The sequence below is a fragment of the Streptomyces sp. PT12 genome (assembly GCF_003311645.1).
GTDB lineage: Bacteria > Actinomycetota > Actinomycetes > Streptomycetales > Streptomycetaceae > Streptomyces.
Genome location: NZ_QEST01000014.1, coordinates 46612 through 61650, shown reverse-complemented (window position 1 = coordinate 61650; position 15039 = coordinate 46612). Strand labels below are relative to the sequence as shown.

14 protein-coding genes are annotated in these 15039 nt (G+C 71.5%); 4 read left to right on the top strand and 10 right to left on the bottom strand.

The features are described from left to right. Position 1: 1 nt before the first annotated feature. Entirely contained in the window at positions 2-1264 is a 1263-nt protein-coding gene (locus tag DEH69_RS01025; RefSeq protein ID WP_113684938.1) for an MFS transporter, read from the bottom strand. Positions 1265-1378: 114 nt separating this feature from the next. Between DEH69_RS01025 and DEH69_RS01020 the strand changes: the two genes are divergently transcribed. Further along, positions 1379-2449 carry a LacI family DNA-binding transcriptional regulator gene (locus DEH69_RS01020; RefSeq protein WP_113684937.1) on the top strand — a complete coding sequence of 357 codons (1071 nt, stop codon included), beginning with the start codon at positions 1379-1381 and terminating at the stop codon, positions 2447-2449. Between the two features lie 43 nt (positions 2450-2492). On the opposite strand, the gene prcA is transcribed toward DEH69_RS01020, so the two are convergent. From prcA to arc, 5 genes are all read right to left on the bottom strand, one after another. Next, positions 2493-3260, bottom strand: a complete 768-nt coding sequence (prcA, locus tag DEH69_RS01015; RefSeq protein ID WP_113684936.1) for a proteasome subunit alpha — start codon at positions 3258-3260, stop codon at positions 2493-2495. Between the two features lie 59 nt (positions 3261-3319). Next, a complete protein-coding gene (prcB, locus tag DEH69_RS01010; protein WP_113684935.1) occupies positions 3320-4165 on the bottom strand; it encodes a proteasome subunit beta in 846 nt (281 codons plus the stop codon). A gap of 139 nt (positions 4166-4304) precedes the next feature. Next, positions 4305-4523, bottom strand: coding sequence for a ubiquitin-like protein Pup (locus DEH69_RS01005; protein WP_113685115.1), 219 nt, complete (start codon positions 4521-4523; stop codon positions 4305-4307). 123 nt (positions 4524-4646) lie between these two features. Then, positions 4647-6158: a depupylase/deamidase Dop gene (gene dop, locus DEH69_RS01000; protein ID WP_113684934.1), complete on the bottom strand. Its 1512-nt coding sequence runs from the start codon at positions 6156-6158 to the stop codon at positions 4647-4649. Between the two features lie 168 nt (positions 6159-6326). Beyond that, positions 6327-8093, bottom strand: a complete 1767-nt coding sequence (arc, locus tag DEH69_RS00995; RefSeq protein WP_113684933.1) for a proteasome ATPase — start codon at positions 8091-8093, stop codon at positions 6327-6329. 294 nt (positions 8094-8387) lie between these two features. On the opposite strand from arc, the gene DEH69_RS00985 reads away from it, so the two are divergent. Then, on the top strand, positions 8388-8699 hold the full coding sequence (locus DEH69_RS00985; protein WP_113684932.1) for a ferredoxin: 312 nt from the start codon (positions 8388-8390) through the stop codon (positions 8697-8699). A 21-nt stretch (positions 8700-8720) separates the two neighbouring features. Here DEH69_RS00985 and DEH69_RS00980 read toward each other — a convergent pair whose 3' ends face one another. The 3 genes from DEH69_RS00980 to DEH69_RS00970 all read right to left on the bottom strand — a co-directional run bounded on the left by DEH69_RS00980 (position 8721) and on the right by DEH69_RS00970 (position 11686). Further along, positions 8721-9311 (bottom strand): hypothetical protein, encoded by a 591-nt coding sequence (locus DEH69_RS00980; protein ID WP_113684931.1) that lies wholly within the window; start codon positions 9309-9311, stop codon positions 8721-8723. Positions 9312-9402: 91 nt separating this feature from the next. Further along, positions 9403-10314, bottom strand: a complete 912-nt coding sequence (locus DEH69_RS00975; protein WP_113684930.1) for a tRNA (adenine-N1)-methyltransferase — start codon at positions 10312-10314, stop codon at positions 9403-9405. 49 nt (positions 10315-10363) lie between these two features. Next, positions 10364-11686, bottom strand: a complete 1323-nt coding sequence (locus DEH69_RS00970) for a site-2 protease family protein (RefSeq protein WP_258534354.1) — start codon at positions 11684-11686, stop codon at positions 10364-10366. Positions 11687-11788: 102 nt separating this feature from the next. Here DEH69_RS00970 and DEH69_RS00965 point away from each other — a divergent pair, with 102 nt between their 5' ends. Both DEH69_RS00965 and DEH69_RS00960 read left to right on the top strand, forming a co-directional pair. Then, positions 11789-12718, top strand: coding sequence for a PD-(D/E)XK nuclease family protein (locus DEH69_RS00965; protein ID WP_113684929.1), 930 nt, complete (start codon positions 11789-11791; stop codon positions 12716-12718). Between the two features lie 63 nt (positions 12719-12781). After that, positions 12782-13450: a response regulator transcription factor gene (locus DEH69_RS00960; protein ID WP_113685113.1), complete on the top strand. Its 669-nt coding sequence runs from the start codon at positions 12782-12784 to the stop codon at positions 13448-13450. A 40-nt stretch (positions 13451-13490) separates the two neighbouring features. On the opposite strand, the gene DEH69_RS00955 is transcribed toward DEH69_RS00960, so the two are convergent. After that, the gene (locus tag DEH69_RS00955; RefSeq protein ID WP_258534372.1) at positions 13491-15029 is read right to left on the bottom strand and encodes an ABC transporter substrate-binding protein; all 1539 of its coding nucleotides are present in this window, start codon (positions 15027-15029) and stop codon (positions 13491-13493) included. Positions 15030-15039 lie beyond the last annotated feature (10 nt).

Sequence of the window (15039 nt, the reverse complement as noted above, 5' to 3'; positions counted from 1 at the left end):
ATTACGCCCGATGCCCGCTTCTGAAACCGGGTTCGAGTGCGGCGTTTCGATCATTTTGCGATCCGGCGGCGGGCCCGGGGACACCCCCGGGAGCTGCGAGAACACGCCGCGTCGCGGCCAGCACGGCGACCGCGAGGAGGCCCGAGCCGCCCGCCACGGCGAACCCCGCCGCGTCCTCGCCCCACTCGATGGCGGGCCCGACCACGGCGGTGCCGAGCGCGGCGCCGACGCCGAACGTGGTCACCATCCAGGAGAACGCCTCGGTCACGGTCCCGGCCGGCGCGTGCCGGTCGATGACCACGAAAGCGCAGGCCAGCGCGGGCGCGAGAAAGATCCCCGCGACCCCGAGGAGCAGCGTCATCACCGGCACGGATGCGGGTACGAGGGCAAGCGGCAGATAGCCGACGGCGAGCGCGGTGACCAGCAGCGCGAGCCTCCGCTCGGGTCCGCCCGGCCAGTGCCTCGCCCCGTAGCAGAGCCCGCCCGCCAGGGCGCCGCCGCCGAGCGCGGAGAGCAGATAGGTGGCCACCAGCTCGTCGCCCCTCGCGTCCGCGTACGCCACGGCGGCCACGGAGATGGCGCCGAGGGCGCCCCCGACGAAGAAGAAGCAGCCGAGGAGCGCCAGCAGCCCGCGCGAGCGCAGCGCGCCGAGCCAGTGCGCCTCCCGCGGCGCCCCCCGCCACCGCCTCGACGGCCCGGAGAGCAGCACGGACAACGCCCCCAGCACGCCGACGGCGTTGATCACCAGCAGGGCCGCGGCCTCGGACCACGTGGCGACGAGCAGCATCACCGCGAGCGGTCCCCCGGCGAATATCAGCTCCTGGGCGACCGCGTCCAGCGCGTAGGCGCGGTGCACGCGCTCGGGGTCGCCGAGCACGCTCGACCACAGCGCCCGAAGGCCGCCCTCGAGCGGCGGGGTGGTCAGCCCGGCCATCAGGATCGCCGCGCAGGCCAGCGGAAGCGGCTCGATCCCGACGGCGGCGAGCAGGCCCATGGAGGCGGCCGAGACCAGCGCGGCTGGCACCATCACGCGGGGCTGCCCGTAGAGGTCGACGAGCCGCCCGAGCAGCGGCTGCCCGATCGCGGTGGCCAGGCCGTGCAGGCCCGACAGCGCGCCGACCAGCGTGTACCCGCCGCCCTCGGCCCGGGCGAACAGCACGATGGCCAGCGCCGCCGTGCCGTGCGGCAGCCGCCCGACCAGGGTGCCGGTGAGCAGCCGCAGCACGTGCCGTGACCGCAGCAGCTCCAGATAGCCCGTGGCCATGGGCCCGCCCCTCAGAGAAGTTTTACGTATAACGCCTGCTGATTGTACGTACGATGGGCACGCTCCGGGAGATCGCGGGGGGTCGGAGGGGGCCAAGGACGACAGGAGCCGGCCATGAGCAACGCGATGCCGTCGAAGCCGACGAGGCCGACGAGGCCGACGAGCCGGGACGTCGCCCGGCGCGCCGGGGTGTCCCAGGCGACCGTCTCGCTCGTGCTGCGCGAGCGGTGGCGCGGCCGGGTCTCGCCCGCCCGCGCCGCGGCGGTGCGCGAGGCCGCCCGCGAGCTGGGGTACCGGCCGAACCTCGCCGCCAGGACCCTCAGGCTCGGCCGCAGCCGCACGGCGCTCGTGGTGGTGCCCGCGCTGACCAACGAGTTCTTCGCCCGCATGCACGCGGGCGCCGTCAGGGTCGCCGCCGAGCACGACGTCGGGGTGGTGCTCTACTCCCCGCCCACCGGCATCGGCCGGGCCGCCGACCCGTTCGCCTCGGCCGGCGCGACCCTCGACGGGGTGCTCGCGTCCTCGATGGCCGCCGACGCGCTGGCCGCGCTCAGCGGGGACGGCATGCCGCTGGTGATGCTGGACAGCGAGCCGGGCGACGGCGCCGCCGCCACGGTCAACCCCGACATCGCCACCGGCATGCGGCTGGTCGTCCGGCACCTGCTCGACCTGGGCCACCGGCGTTTCGCCCATGTCGCGGCCGACGTGCCGTCCTGGACATTCGGCGTCAGGGCCCGGGTGCTGGCCGACGAGCTGGCCGCGGTGCCAGGGGCGCGCCTGGTCACCACGGAACGCGCCCCCATCGACGTCACGGGCGGCCTCGTCGCCGCCGAGCGCGCCCTCGCCGTCGCGCACCGGCCCACCGCGCTCGTGTGCGACGACGACCTCCAGGCCGCGGGCGCCTGCAAGGCCGCCAGGCGCCTCGGCATCCGGATCCCCGACGATCTTTCGGTCACGGGCTTCGACGACCTGGCCGTGGCCACCGCCGTTGAGCCCGAGCTGACCACCGTCTCCCTGCCCGCCGATGAGCTGGGGGCGGCGGGGATGCGGGCCTTGCTCGCGGCCCTCGCGGGCGAGCGCGGCGGAACGACCGTACTGCCCGTCACGCTGACCCCGCGCGGCTCGACCGCGCCGCCGCCACCGGCCCCGCCTGCCCCAGGACGGACGAACGCCCCGGCGCCGTAGGGCACCGGGGCGTCAGGGGGGTCACGGGCGGGATCCCCCGCGGTCACTTCCCGTCGTCGTCGCCGTCCTCGGGGGCGCTGTCGGGCGACTCCTCGGCGGCCGGGGTGGTCTGGCCCTCGTCGAGCAGCCTGGCCAGCTGGGGTCCCGACACCCGCTTGAACTTCCGCTGCTGCGCGCGGTTCCGGTCGAGGACCGCGACTTCGAGCTGATCGGCGGTCAACTCCCGCTCCCCGCCGTTGCTGTCGCGCGTGAGCGACTCGACGGCAAGCCGCAGCGCCTCGCCCAGGCTGAGGTCGTCGCGGTGGCGCTGGTCGAGATAGCTGCCGATCTGGTCGGAGTTCCCGCCGACGGCGACCGAGCCGTGCTCGTCGATGATCGAGCCGTCGTGCGGCAGGCGGTAGATCTCGTCGTGGGCCGGGGTCTCACCGACCTCGGCGACCAGCAGCTCCACCTCGTAGGGCTTCTCGGCGGCGCTGGAGAAGATGTTGCCCAGCGTCTGGGCGTAGAGGTTCGCCAGCCCGCGGGCCGTCACGTCCTCGCGGTCGTACGTGTAGCCGCGCAGGTCGGCATACCGGGTGCCGCCGATGCGCAGGCTCTCGTACTCGTTGTACTTCCCGGTCGCGGCGAAGGCGATCCGGTCGTAGATCTCGCTGACCTTGTGCAGCGCCCGCGAGGGGTTCTCGGCGACGAACACGATGCCGTCGGCATACTGCAACACGACCAGGCTACGCCCGCGCGCGATGCCCTTCCGGGCATACTCGGCGCGGTCCGCCATGGCCTGCTGGGGTGAGACATAGAACGGCGTCGACACCGGCTACTCGTCCCTTCCTGTCCTGTCCGTCGGAAATCTTCGGTGTGCCGCGATGGCGGCTAGAGCACCGGGGCCAGCGGGCCGTTCGGCTGCGAGAGACGGCCCTCGGTGACCGTCCTGGCGATCTCGGATACCTCCGCCTCGCCGAGCCGGCGGAACCCATCCTCGGTGATCACCGTGACGATCGGGAAGATCCGGCGGGCGAGATCGGGACCGCCCGTCGCCGAGTCGTCGTCGGCCGCGTCGTAGAGCGACTGCACCACGACCGTGGCCGTCTGCCGCTCCGTCAGGTCCTCGCGGTGCAGCTTCTTCAGCGCGCCCCGGGCGAAGATCGAACCGGACCCGACGGCCGCGAAGCCCAGCTCCTCGGAACGGCCGCCGGTGACGTCGTAGGAGAAGATCCGGCCGCGCTCGCGCTCCAGGTCGTACCCGGCGAACATCGGCACCACGGCCAGGCCCTGCAAGGCCATGCCGAGATTTCCGCGGATCATGGTGGACAGCCGGTTGGCCTTGCCCTCGAGGGAGAGGACATGGCCCTCCACCTTCTCGAAGTGCTCGAGCTCCAGCTGGAACAGCTTCACCAGCTCGACGGCGAGCCCGGCCGTGCCCGCGATGCCCACCGCGGAGTACTCGTCGGCCGGGAAGACCTTCTCGACGTCGCGCTGGGCGATCATGTTGCCCATGGTGGCCCTGCGGTCACCGGCGAGCACCACGCCGCCGGCGAAGGTGGCGGCGACGATCGTGGTGCCGTGGACGGCCTCGACCGCGCCCTCGACGGGGGGCAGCGCCTGGCTTCCCGGGAGCCGCTCGGGGGCGTAGTCGGAGAGGAAGTCCAGAAAAGAGGAGGACCCCGGCCGCAGGAAGGCTGCCGGGAGTCGCCCCTGGTCGTGGGAGTTGGCCGCCACAGGTTTCCTTCCAGTCAGGAGAAACGGTCCGCCGCCCCGGTCCGGCTGTGCGGCCGGGGCTGGAGGCAGCGTATGCCACGGACCCTACCCGTCATGCGCTGAAGATCCACCCGGGTCGCGTCGCTTCCCGGCGGGCGGGCTACTGGCCGCCCTTCTGCACGAAACTCCGCACGAAATCCTCGGCGTTGGACTCCAGGACCTCGTCGATCTCGTCCAGGACGGAGTCCACGTCCTCCGTCAGAGCCTCCTGGCGCTCCTTGAGGTCCTCCGAGACCTCCGCGTCCTGAGTCTGCTCCTCGGTCTCTTCGCTGGTGCGCGACGCCCTCTGCTGGCCGCCGCCGGTGTCCTTGGTCGCCATCTCCCTCACCCCATGCTTCAGCTCGACGTATCAAGATCAGACCCTACTAGCCGGGGCTGACATCGGCCCTTCTTTGCTACAACGTCCGGGAACCACCTCCATGATTCCCGGATCCGGGCCGAATCAGCCGCCCGAGAGGGCGCGAACAAGATCCTCGGCCGTCTCACAGCGGTCGAGCAGGTCCTTGACATGCTCCCGGGTGCCGCGCAGCGGGTCCATCGTCGGCACCCGCTGGAGCGAGTCACGGCCGGGCAGGTCGAAGATCACCGAGTCCCAGGACGCCGCCGCGACGTCGTCCGCGTACTGGTCGAGGCAGCGGCCCCTGAAGTATGCCCTGGTGTCCTGGGGCGGGTCGACGCGGGCCGCCGTCACGTCTTCCTCGGACAGCAGCGTGCTCATCCGGCCGCGCGCCACCAGGCGGTTGTACAGGCCCTTGTCGGGGCGCACGTCGGCGTACTGGAGGTCCACCAGGTGCAGGCGCGCGGCGTCCCAGCCGACGCCGTCACGGCGCCGGTAGCCCTCCATCAGCTCGCGCTTGGCCACCCAGTCGAGCTGGCCCGCCAGGCTCATCGGGTCGCGCTCCAGGGCGCCGAGGACCTCCTCCCAGCGGGTCAGCACGTCGATCGTCTGCTCGTCGGCGTCCGAGCCCCAGCGCTCCTCGACATACTTGCTGGCCAGCTCGTAGTACTCCATCTGAAGCTGGACCGCGGTCAGCGTGCGGCCGCTGCGGAGGGTGACAAGCTCCCTGAGAGAGGGGTCGTGGCTGACCCGGTGCAGGGTACGCACCGGCTGGTCGACCGCGAGGTCCACGGCGATGAAGCCGTCCTCGATCATCGAGAGCACCAGCGCCGTGGTGCCCAGCTTGAGATAGGTGGACAGCTCGGCGAGGTTGGCGTCGCCGATGATCACATGGAGGCGGCGGTACCGCTCGGCGTCCGCGTGCGGCTCGTCCCTGGTGTTGATGATGGGCCGCTTGAGCGTCGTCTCGAGGCCCACCTCGACCTCGAAGTAGTCGGCGCGCTGGCTGAGCTGGAAGCCGTGCTCGCCGCCGTCCTGCCCGACCCCCACCCGGCCCGCGCCGCACACCACCTGGCGGGAGACGAAGAACGGCGTGAGGTGCCGCACGATGTCGGAGAACGGGGTCTCCCGCTTCATCAGGTAGTTCTCGTGGGTGCCGTACGAGGCGCCCTTGTTGTCCGTGTTGTTCTTGTACAGGTGGATCGGCTGGGCACCCGGCACCTCGGCGGCCCGGCGGGCGGCCTCGGCCATGATCCGCTCCCCCGCCTTGTCCCACAGGAGCGCGTCCATGGGGTTGGTCGTCTCGGGGGCGCTGTACTCGGGGTGGGCGTGGTCGACGTAGAGGCGGGCGCCGTTGGTCAGGATGACGTTGGCCAGGCCGATGTCCTCGTCGGTCAGCTGGCTGGCGTCGGCGTTGTCCCGCGCGAGGTCGAAGCCGCGGGCGTCCCGCAGGGGGTTCTCCTCCTCGAAGTCCCAGCGCGCCCGCCTGGCGCGGTGCATGGCCGCGGCGTAGGCGTTCACGACCTGGGAGGAGGTGAGCATGGCGTTGGCGTTCGGGTGTCCGGGAACGGAAACGCCGTACTCCGTCTCGATGCCCATCACTCGCCGTACAGTCATGCGGCCCTCCTTGCCCGGCGGCGGCTCTCCACCGTCCCGTCGCTGGCTACGAGCCTAGGCGACACGGGCTGCGGTGAGGAGGTCACTGCGGGTTTCCTTCAGGACTGTTTCGGAAACGAACGGCTGCGGAGCCCGCCTTCGCGTGCCCCGCAGCCGATGTGTCATGCACTACAGGTATTGACCGGTGTTCGCCACCGTGTCGATCGAGCGACCGGTGTCCCCGCCCTGCTTCCCGGTGACGAGCGTGCGGATGAACACGATGCGCTCGCCCTTCTTGCCGGAGATGCGGGCCCAGTCGTCGGGGTTGGTGGTGTTGGGCAGGTCCTCGTTCTCCTTGAACTCGTCCACGCAGGCGGAGAGCAGGTGGGAGACGCGCAGGCCCTTCTGGCGGTGGTCGAGGAAGTCCTTGATCGCCATCTTCTTCGCCCGGTCCACGATGTTCTGGATCATGGCGCCGGAGTTGAAGTCCTTGAAGTACAGGACCTCCTTGTCACCGTTGGCGTAGGTGACCTCGAGGAAGCGGTTCTCCTCGGACTCGGCGTACATCTGCTCCACGACCGTCTGGATCATGCTCTGGACGGTGACCTCACGGCTGTCGTTGTGCTCCGACAGGTCGTCGGAGTGCAACGGCAGCCTCGAGGTGAGGTACTTGGAGAAGATGTCACGGGCGGCCTCGGCGTCAGGGCGCTCGATCTTGATCTTCACATCGAGGCGGCCCGGGCGCAGGATCGCCGGGTCGATCATGTCCTCGCGGTTGGAGGCGCCGATCACGATGACGTTCTCCAGGCCCTCCACCCCGTCGATCTCGGAGAGCAGCTGCGGAACGATGGTGTTCTCCACGTCCGAGCTGACGCCCGAGCCCCGGGTGCGGAAGAGGGAGTCCATCTCGTCGAAGAAGACGATGACGGGCACGCCCTCGCTCGCCTTCTCGCGGGCCCGCTGGAAGACCAGGCGGATGTGCCGCTCGGTCTCGCCGACGTACTTGTTGAGCAGCTCGGGGCCCTTGATGTTGAGGAAGAAGCTCTTCCCCGCGGGCCGTCCCGTAACCTCGGCGACCTTCTTGGCCAGTGAGTTGGCGACGGCCTTGGCGATGAGCGTCTTGCCGCAGCCGGGCGGGCCGTAGAGCAGGACGCCCTTGGGCGGGCGCAGCTCGTGCTCGCGGAAGAGGTCGGGGTGCAGATAGGGCAGCTCGACCGCGTCGCGGATCAGCTCGATCTGGCCGCCGAGGCCGCCGATCTGCGTGTAGTCGATGTCCGGCACCTCTTCGAGGACCAGCTCCTCGACCTCGCTCTTGGGCACGACCTCGTAGACGTAGCCGGAGCGGGGCTCGAGGAGGAGGGCGTCGCCCGCGCGCAGGGTCGCGTCCATCAGCGGCTGCGCGAGCTTGACCACCCGCTCCTCGTCGGTGTGCCCGACGACCAGGGCGCGTTCGCCGTCCTCCAGGACCTCCTTGAGGGTGACGATGTCCCCGGCGCTCTCGAACTCCATGGCCGCGACCACGTTCATCGCCTCGTTGAGCATGACCTCCTGGCCGCGCCTCAACTCGTCGAGGTCGATGCTCGGGCTGACGTTGACCCGCAGCTTGCGGCCGCCCGTGAAGATGTCGGCCGTGCCGTCGTCGTTCGCGGCCAGGAACACACCGAACCCGGAGGGCGGCTGGGCGAGCCGGTCGACTTCCTCCTTGAGGGCGACGATCTGGTCCCGCGCCTCGCGCAGCGTGCTCGCCAGGCGCTCGTTCTGCGCGGAGACACCGGCCAGATTGGTCTGGAGCTCGACAATCCGCTCCTCGAGAATCCGAGTGTGCCGCGGAGAGTCGGCCAGCTTGCGGCGCAGGACGGTGATCTCCTGCTCAAGGTCGGCAACCTGCCGGGTCGGGTCGTCTGAACCTCGACCAGGCCGGATGCCGCGGTTGCTGTCGTCGTTCTGGGATACCACGGGTCCTCACCTCCTCCAAGGGGAGCTGGACGCTTCCAGACCCTACCTGGACCGGTGCAGTTCGAAACCCCTAGATCACAAAGACGGTCGGGGCGTGTCCGATCTTCACCCTTGCGCACTCCCTCACGCCAGGGAAATACCCACCCCGCACGGTGGGAAAGCGGCCCGCTGTATGGTCGTAAGCGGTCAACACCCGGCGTGGATGGCTCTCTTTGTTTCGCGCCCGATGTTCCCCCTGACGTTTCCCCCCGACGTTTCCCCCCGACGTTTCCCCCGACGAGGAACGGTAGACGCATGACCGTGCCGAACGAAGCCACTGACGAGCTCGAGGTCTGGATCGATCAGGACCTGTGCACCGGGGACGGGATCTGCGCACAGTACGCGCCGGACGTGTTCGAGCTCGACATCGACGGACTCGCCTATGTGAAGCCGCCCGTGGCGCCGGGCGAGGAGGCCGACCTGCTCACCGAGCCGGGGGCCACCGCGCCCATTCCGCTGCCGCTGCTGCGGGACGTGACCGACTCGGTGAAGGACTGTCCCGGGCAGTGCATCCATGTGCGCCGGGTCGCCGACGGCACCGAGGTGTACGGCCCCGAGGCGGCCTGACCGCGCCCAGCGGCCCGGCGCTCACACGCTGTTGGGCGGCGGTGCGACGTCCAGGGTCAGTGCACCGTCCCGCCACGACCAGCTGACGTCGCGCTGCATGTCGGGGCAGCAACTGGGCACATCGGGCGAGGAGTAGCCGTACAGGCGCAGCGCGACGGCGTCGTCGTCCGCCTCGAACCTGTCGACGTTCATCCGCTCTGCCGGGTCCACGAGCGTCTCGGTGACGCGCGGCGCCGCGCCCTCGCCCTCCCCGTGGCCGAGCAGGTACACGCCGTGCGGGGGCGTTCCGGAGCCGGCGTCGCAGTGGACGACGGCCACCGTCTCGCCCGTTCCGTCGCCGTCGAGGTCGACGGACGCCTGGTCGCTCACCACGACGCCGAGCGGGCCGCAGTCCAGGGGGTACTCGGCCGCCTCGGCGTCGGGGCCGGGGGTGGGGGCGGCGGCTCCCCGCTCGGGGCCCCGTTCGCCGCTCGCGGTGGCGGTGGCCGTGGCGCCCGAGGGCTCGATCATCGCCGCCACGACCGTCGCGGCCGCGAGAACGGCGGCGGTGGTCAGCCAGTGAACGGCGCGGGCGCGGGTGTGGGGAAGGTCCTGGCCTGCCGGAAGCTGCACGCGGTGACTCCCTCAGGAGCGCGGGGTGGGCAAGGGAACGCGCACGGAATCGTGCCACACGTCACACCGCGGCCGTCCGGCGGGGGGTCGATCAATCCGTCTCTGCCCGCTCGCCGCTGCCGGAGCCGGGCCCCGTGTAGTCCGCGCCGTACGCCCCGGGCGCGGGGCGGCGGCGGCGCAGCGGCGGGGTAACGCCGTCGGCGAGGCGGCGGGCGGTCAGCAGGAAGCCGGTGTGCCCGATCATGCGGTGGTCGGGGCGGACGGCCAGGCCCTCGACGTGCCATGTGCGGACCATGGTCTCCCACGCGCGCGGCTCGTTGAACGTGCCGTGCTCGCGGATCGTCTCCACCGTCCTGGCCAGCTGCGTCGTGGTCGCGACGTAGGCGCACACGATGCCGCCTGGCACGAGGGCCTTGGAGACGGCGTCAAGGCACTCCCAGGGCGCGAGCATGTCCAGGATGACGCGGTCCACGTCGGTGTCGGAGAGGTGGTCCTGGAGGTCGCCCACGGTCAACTGCCAGGCGGGGTGCGGGCCTCCGAAGTACCGGGCGACGTTCTCCTGGGCGATCTCGGCGAAGTCCGCCCTGCGCTCGTAGGAGTGCAGCATGCCCTGGTCGCCGATGGCGCGCAGCAGGAACGTGCTGAGCGACCCCGAGCCGACGCCCGCCTCGACGACGCGCGCGCCGGGGAAGATGTCGGCCATGGCGAGGATCTGCCCGGCGTCCTTGGGGTAGACGACGGCGGCGCCGCGCGGCATGGACAGGACATAGTCGGGGAGCAGGGGGCGCAGCGCGAGGTAGGCGACGTTTCCGGTGGTGCGGACGACGGTCCCCTCGGGGGCGCCGATCAGCTCGTCGTGGGGGAAGGCGCCCTTGTGGGTGTGGAAGCTCTTCCCGGCTTCGAGCGTGAACGTGTAGTGGCGGCCCTTGGGGTCGGTGAGCTGGACCTGGTCCCCGACCTTGAAGGGCCCGCGACGGCGGGCTGCACCGGTCGGTTCGGACATGCGGACAGCCTAGTCCAGGCGGAGTTGACGGCCGAATCCGAGGAGGTGGTCAGGGCGACGAGCGCGGCCTCGGGGACGGCGATGGACGGGCCATGGCGTCGATGAACGCGCGTTCCACGTCGCTCGTGGACAGCACGCCGTAGATCTCTCCGGTGTCCTCGACCACCAGGTACTCGGTGGCCGGGGTGGCCCTGAGGTGGTCCAGCAGGCTCTCGCCCGACAGGTCGGCCGACAGCCGCATGCCGTCGGCCAGGTCCTGGGCGAGGGTGCCGACCTGGACCCAGGGGCGGCGGTGCTGGGGGACGCCCGCGATGCCCGCCTCCCGCACGACCGCCACCGGGCTGCCGTCGGGGTCCACGACCACGAGGGCGCGGGCGCCCGAGTCGTTGGCCCGGCGCAGCGCCTCGGACAGCGGGGTCTCGCCGGTGACGGGGACGGCCCTGCGGGTGAGGGCGCGGGCGTTGAGCGCGGGCAGGCGCTCGCGCAGCCTGGCCATGCGCAGGCTGTTCCCGGCGCCGGTCCAGATGATGGCGGCGAGGATGGCGGCGAGCAGCGCGTCCGTCAGCGACTCGAGGCCGGTGAACGAGCCGCGGTCGGTGACGTTGCCCATGTGGGTGGCGAGGGGGAAGCCGACGAGGACGGCGACGGCCAGGACGCGGCCCGACCACGCGGCGGCGACCGTGCCGGTCATGGGGCTGCCCGAGACCTTCCACACGACGGCACGCAGCATGCGGCCGCCGTCGAGGGGGAGCCCCGGCAGGAGGTTGAACGCGGCGACGATGAGGTTGGAGATCATCAGGCCCGCGAGCAGGACGCCTGGGACGGTGCCGGACTCGACGGTGAGCATGCCGAGCCAGAAGGCGCCGGCGAGGACCAGGGAGAGCAGCGGCCCGACCCCGGCGAGGACGAACTCGCGGCCCGGGGTCTGGGACTCCTTCTCGATCTCGGAGACGCCGCCGAAGAACTGGAGCTGGATGCGGCGCACCGGCAGGTCGAAGCGGATGGCGGCGAACGTGTGGGCCAGCTCGTGGACCAGCACGGAGGCGTAGAAGGCGACGGCGAAGAAGAGGGAGACCAGGTAGCGGCCGATGCCGAGCTCGGGCAGCACGCGGTCGAGCTGGTTCCCGAAGAACCAGGTGATCAGCGCGGCGACCAGGAACCAGCTGGGGGCGACATAGACCGGGACGCCGAAGACGCGGCCCATGAGGATGCCGCCGCCCGCCTCCTTCTCCTTCGGCGGCACCGGCTCCTTGCCCGGCGTGGGCTGGGCCGGGTCGACCGGCTCGGCCGGCTCCTGGGGGCGCCGCGGTGTGCCCTCCTGGCCCTGCCGCCCTTCGGAGGGCGGCGTCCGGTCGTCGTCGGATTCTCCCACCAGTTCCCCTCGTTGCCTCGCGCCCGAACCCTCATCGTGCGTGCGGGCCCGGAGTCGATGGTATGCCGCTGAGTGTCAGTGACGCGCCGTAGGGTTCGCTCCATGACTGGGTCCGCCGCCACGCCTCCTGACTCGCTTTCGCCGTCGAGGGCCGCCGATTTCATGCGGTGTCCCCTGCTGTACCGCTTCCGGGTGATCGACAAACTGCCGGAGGAGCCGAACGCCGCGGCTACCAGGGGGACGGTCGTGCACGCCGTGCTCGAGCGGGTCTTCGACGTTCCGGCGGCGCGGCGCAGCGTGCGGCGGGCGCGTTCGCTCGTGGTGGGCGAGTGGGAGCGGCTGCTGGCCAAGCGTCCCGAGCTGGCCCGCCTGTTCACCGGTTCGGGTGAGGACGGCGGGGAGGAGGGGGGGGAGGAGGGGGGGATCGACGGGGCGCGGCTCGCCGAGTGGCTGACGGGGGCCGAGGAGCTGGTCGAGCGGTGGTTCTCGCTGGAGGACCCGACGCGTCTCGAGCCCGCGGAGCGCGAGTTGTTCGTGGAGACGCGCCTGGAGTCGGGGCTGCGGCTGCGGGGCGTCATCGACCGGGTGGACATCGCGCCGACGGGCGAGGTCCGCGTCGTGGACTACAAGACGGGGAAGGCGCCGCGCTCGGAGTTCGCGGGCGAGGCGCTGTTCCAGATGAAGTTCTACGCGCTGGTGCTGTGGCGGCTGCGGGGCGCCGTGCCGCGGCGGCTCCAGCTGGTGTATCTCGGCAGCGGGGACGTGCTGACGTACGACCCGCAGGAGGCGGACCTGCGGAGCGTGGAGCGGAAGCTGCTCGCGCTGTGGGACGCCATCCGCCACGCGACCGAGACGGGCGACTGGCGGCCGAGGCGCGGGCGGCTGTGCGACTGGTGCGACCACCGGGCCCTTTGCCCCGAGTTCGGCGGCACTCCCCCGCCCTATCCGCTGATGATCCAGCCAAGGCTGCCGCTGGACGACCGCGCCCGGGCGGGGGCGGCGGAGGCGGGGACGGCGGAGGGAGGGGGGTGAGCGAGAATGGTGCGCGGTCCCGAGTGACCCGCGCCGTACCCCCGAGCGAAGGGCGACCCCGTGCTGCCGATCCGCGTTCTGCTGGTCGACGACCAGCCGCTGCTGCGCACCGGATTCCGGATGATCCTGGAGGCGGAGCACGACCTGGCCGTCGTCGGGGAGGCAGGGGACGGGGTGCAGGCGCTCGACCAGGTGCGGGCGTTGCAGCCCGACGTGGTGCTGATGGACATCCGGATGCCGCGGATGGACGGGGTGGAGGCGACGCGGCGCATCACGGGGCCGGAGAAGGACGGCCCGGCGAAGGTGCTCGTGCTGACCACGTTCGACCTGGACGAGTACGTCGTGGAGGCGCTGCGGGCGGGGGCCAGCGGCTTTCTGCTCAAGGACGCGCCCGCAGGTGAGCTGGTGCAGGCGATCCGGGTGGTGGCGGCGGGCGAGGCGATGCTGGCGCCGAGCGTGACGCGGCGGCTGCTCGACATGTACGCGGGGAAGCTGCCATCGGGCGAGGAGTCCGTGCCCGACGCGCTGAGCACGCTGACGGAGCGCGAGGTCGAGGTGCTGAAGCTCGTGGCGCGCGGCCTGTCGAACGCCGAGATCGCCGCCGACCTCTTCGTCAGCGAGACGACGGTGAAGACCCATGTGGGCCATGTGCTCACCAAGTTGGGGCTGCGCGACCGGGTGCAAGCCGCGGTGTTCGCCTACGAGAGCGGCCTGGTGCGCCCGGGCAGTTGAGCGGGTGCCCGGGCCGGGCCCGGTGCGCTCAAGGGCGCCCTCAGGACTCGGACTTGCCGATCTCCCAGAAGCGGAAGACGGTGGAGGCGTCCAGGGTCCACTGGAGGCCGTCGATGTCGTCCGCGGCGACGGCGTACTGCTTGCCCTGCCAGAGCGGGATCAGCGGCAGCTCGTCGGCGACGATGTCCTGGAGCGTGGCGAAGTCCTCGACGGTCTGGCCGCGGTCGCTCTCCTGCTCGGTGCGCGGGATCAGCTCGTCGGTGATGCGGGGGGACTCGTAGTTGTTCTCCAGGACGTTGCCCTCGCCGAAGAAGGGGGCCGTGAAGTTGTCGGGGTCGGGGTAGTCGGGCACCCAGCCGCGGACATAGGCGCCGTAGTCGCCGTTGCTGACGCCCTCGGCGAACTCGTCGGCCGGAACGCTGCGCACCGACGCGTCGAACAGGCCGCTGGCGTTGAGCTGGTCGGCGATGTACTCGAACGCCGCCTCGGTGTCGGGGCCGAACCGCGCGGGGGTGACCCACAGGGTCAGCTCCACGGGGTCGGTGTGGCCCGCGTCGCGCAGGGCCTCCTCGGCGAGGTCGGGGCGCGGGAGGTCGCCGTAGGTGTCGAAGAACGCGGTGTTGTGGCCGGTGATGCCGACCGGGACGACGGAGTACAGCGGCTCGGCGGTGCGCCGGTAGACGTCGCGGGTGAGGGTGCCGCGGTCGATGAGGTGGGCGATGGCGCGGCGGACGCCGATGTCGCCCGTCACGGGGTCGTCCATGTTGAACACCAGATGCTGGACCTCGGCGCTCGTGCCGTCCACGACCTTGACGCGGCTGCCGCCCGCGATGGTCGAGCTCTCCAGCTCCGCGATGTCGCTCGCGGCCAGGCCGCGGTAGGCGACATCGACCTCGCCGTTCTCCACAGCCGTCTTGAGGGCCTGCTGGTCGCCGTGGAAGAGGCGCAGGGTGACCTCGGCGTTCTTCGGCTCGGCCGGGCCCTGGTAGTCGTCGTTGGCGGCGAAGACGGCCTCGCCGTCGCCGTAGCTCTCCAGGGTGTAGACGCCGGAGCCGACGGCCTCGCCGTCGGTGCGCAGCTCGTCCGCGGGGTAGGAGCGGTGGTCCACGATGGACCCTGCGCCCGAGGCGATCTTCTGGGGGAAGGTGGCGTCGGGCTGGTTGAGGTGGAACGTGACGGTGCGGTCGTCCGGCGTCTCTATTCGGTCGATCGTGGAGAGCATCACGGCGGGCCCGTCGGGGTCGTTGATGCCCAGGGTGCGGTCGAAGGAGAACTTGACGTCGCGCGAGGTCAGCTCGTGCCCGTTGCTGAAGGTCAGGTCCTCGCGCAGGGTGCACGTGAAGCGCTGGCTGACCCGGTCGGTGAAGCCGCAGGACCTGGCGGCCTCGGGCTGCGGCTCGGTCCCGCCGGGCGGGAAGCTGAGCAGCGACTGGAAGACGTTGTTGAACACCAGCCACGAGCCGGGGTCGTAGCCCGAGGCCGGATCGGTGGCCAGCACCTCGTCGGTCATCCCGACGACCACTCTCTCGTCGTCGCCCGGGCCGTCGTCGCCGGTGAGGCCGCAGCCGCCGAGCAGCAGGGCCGTGACA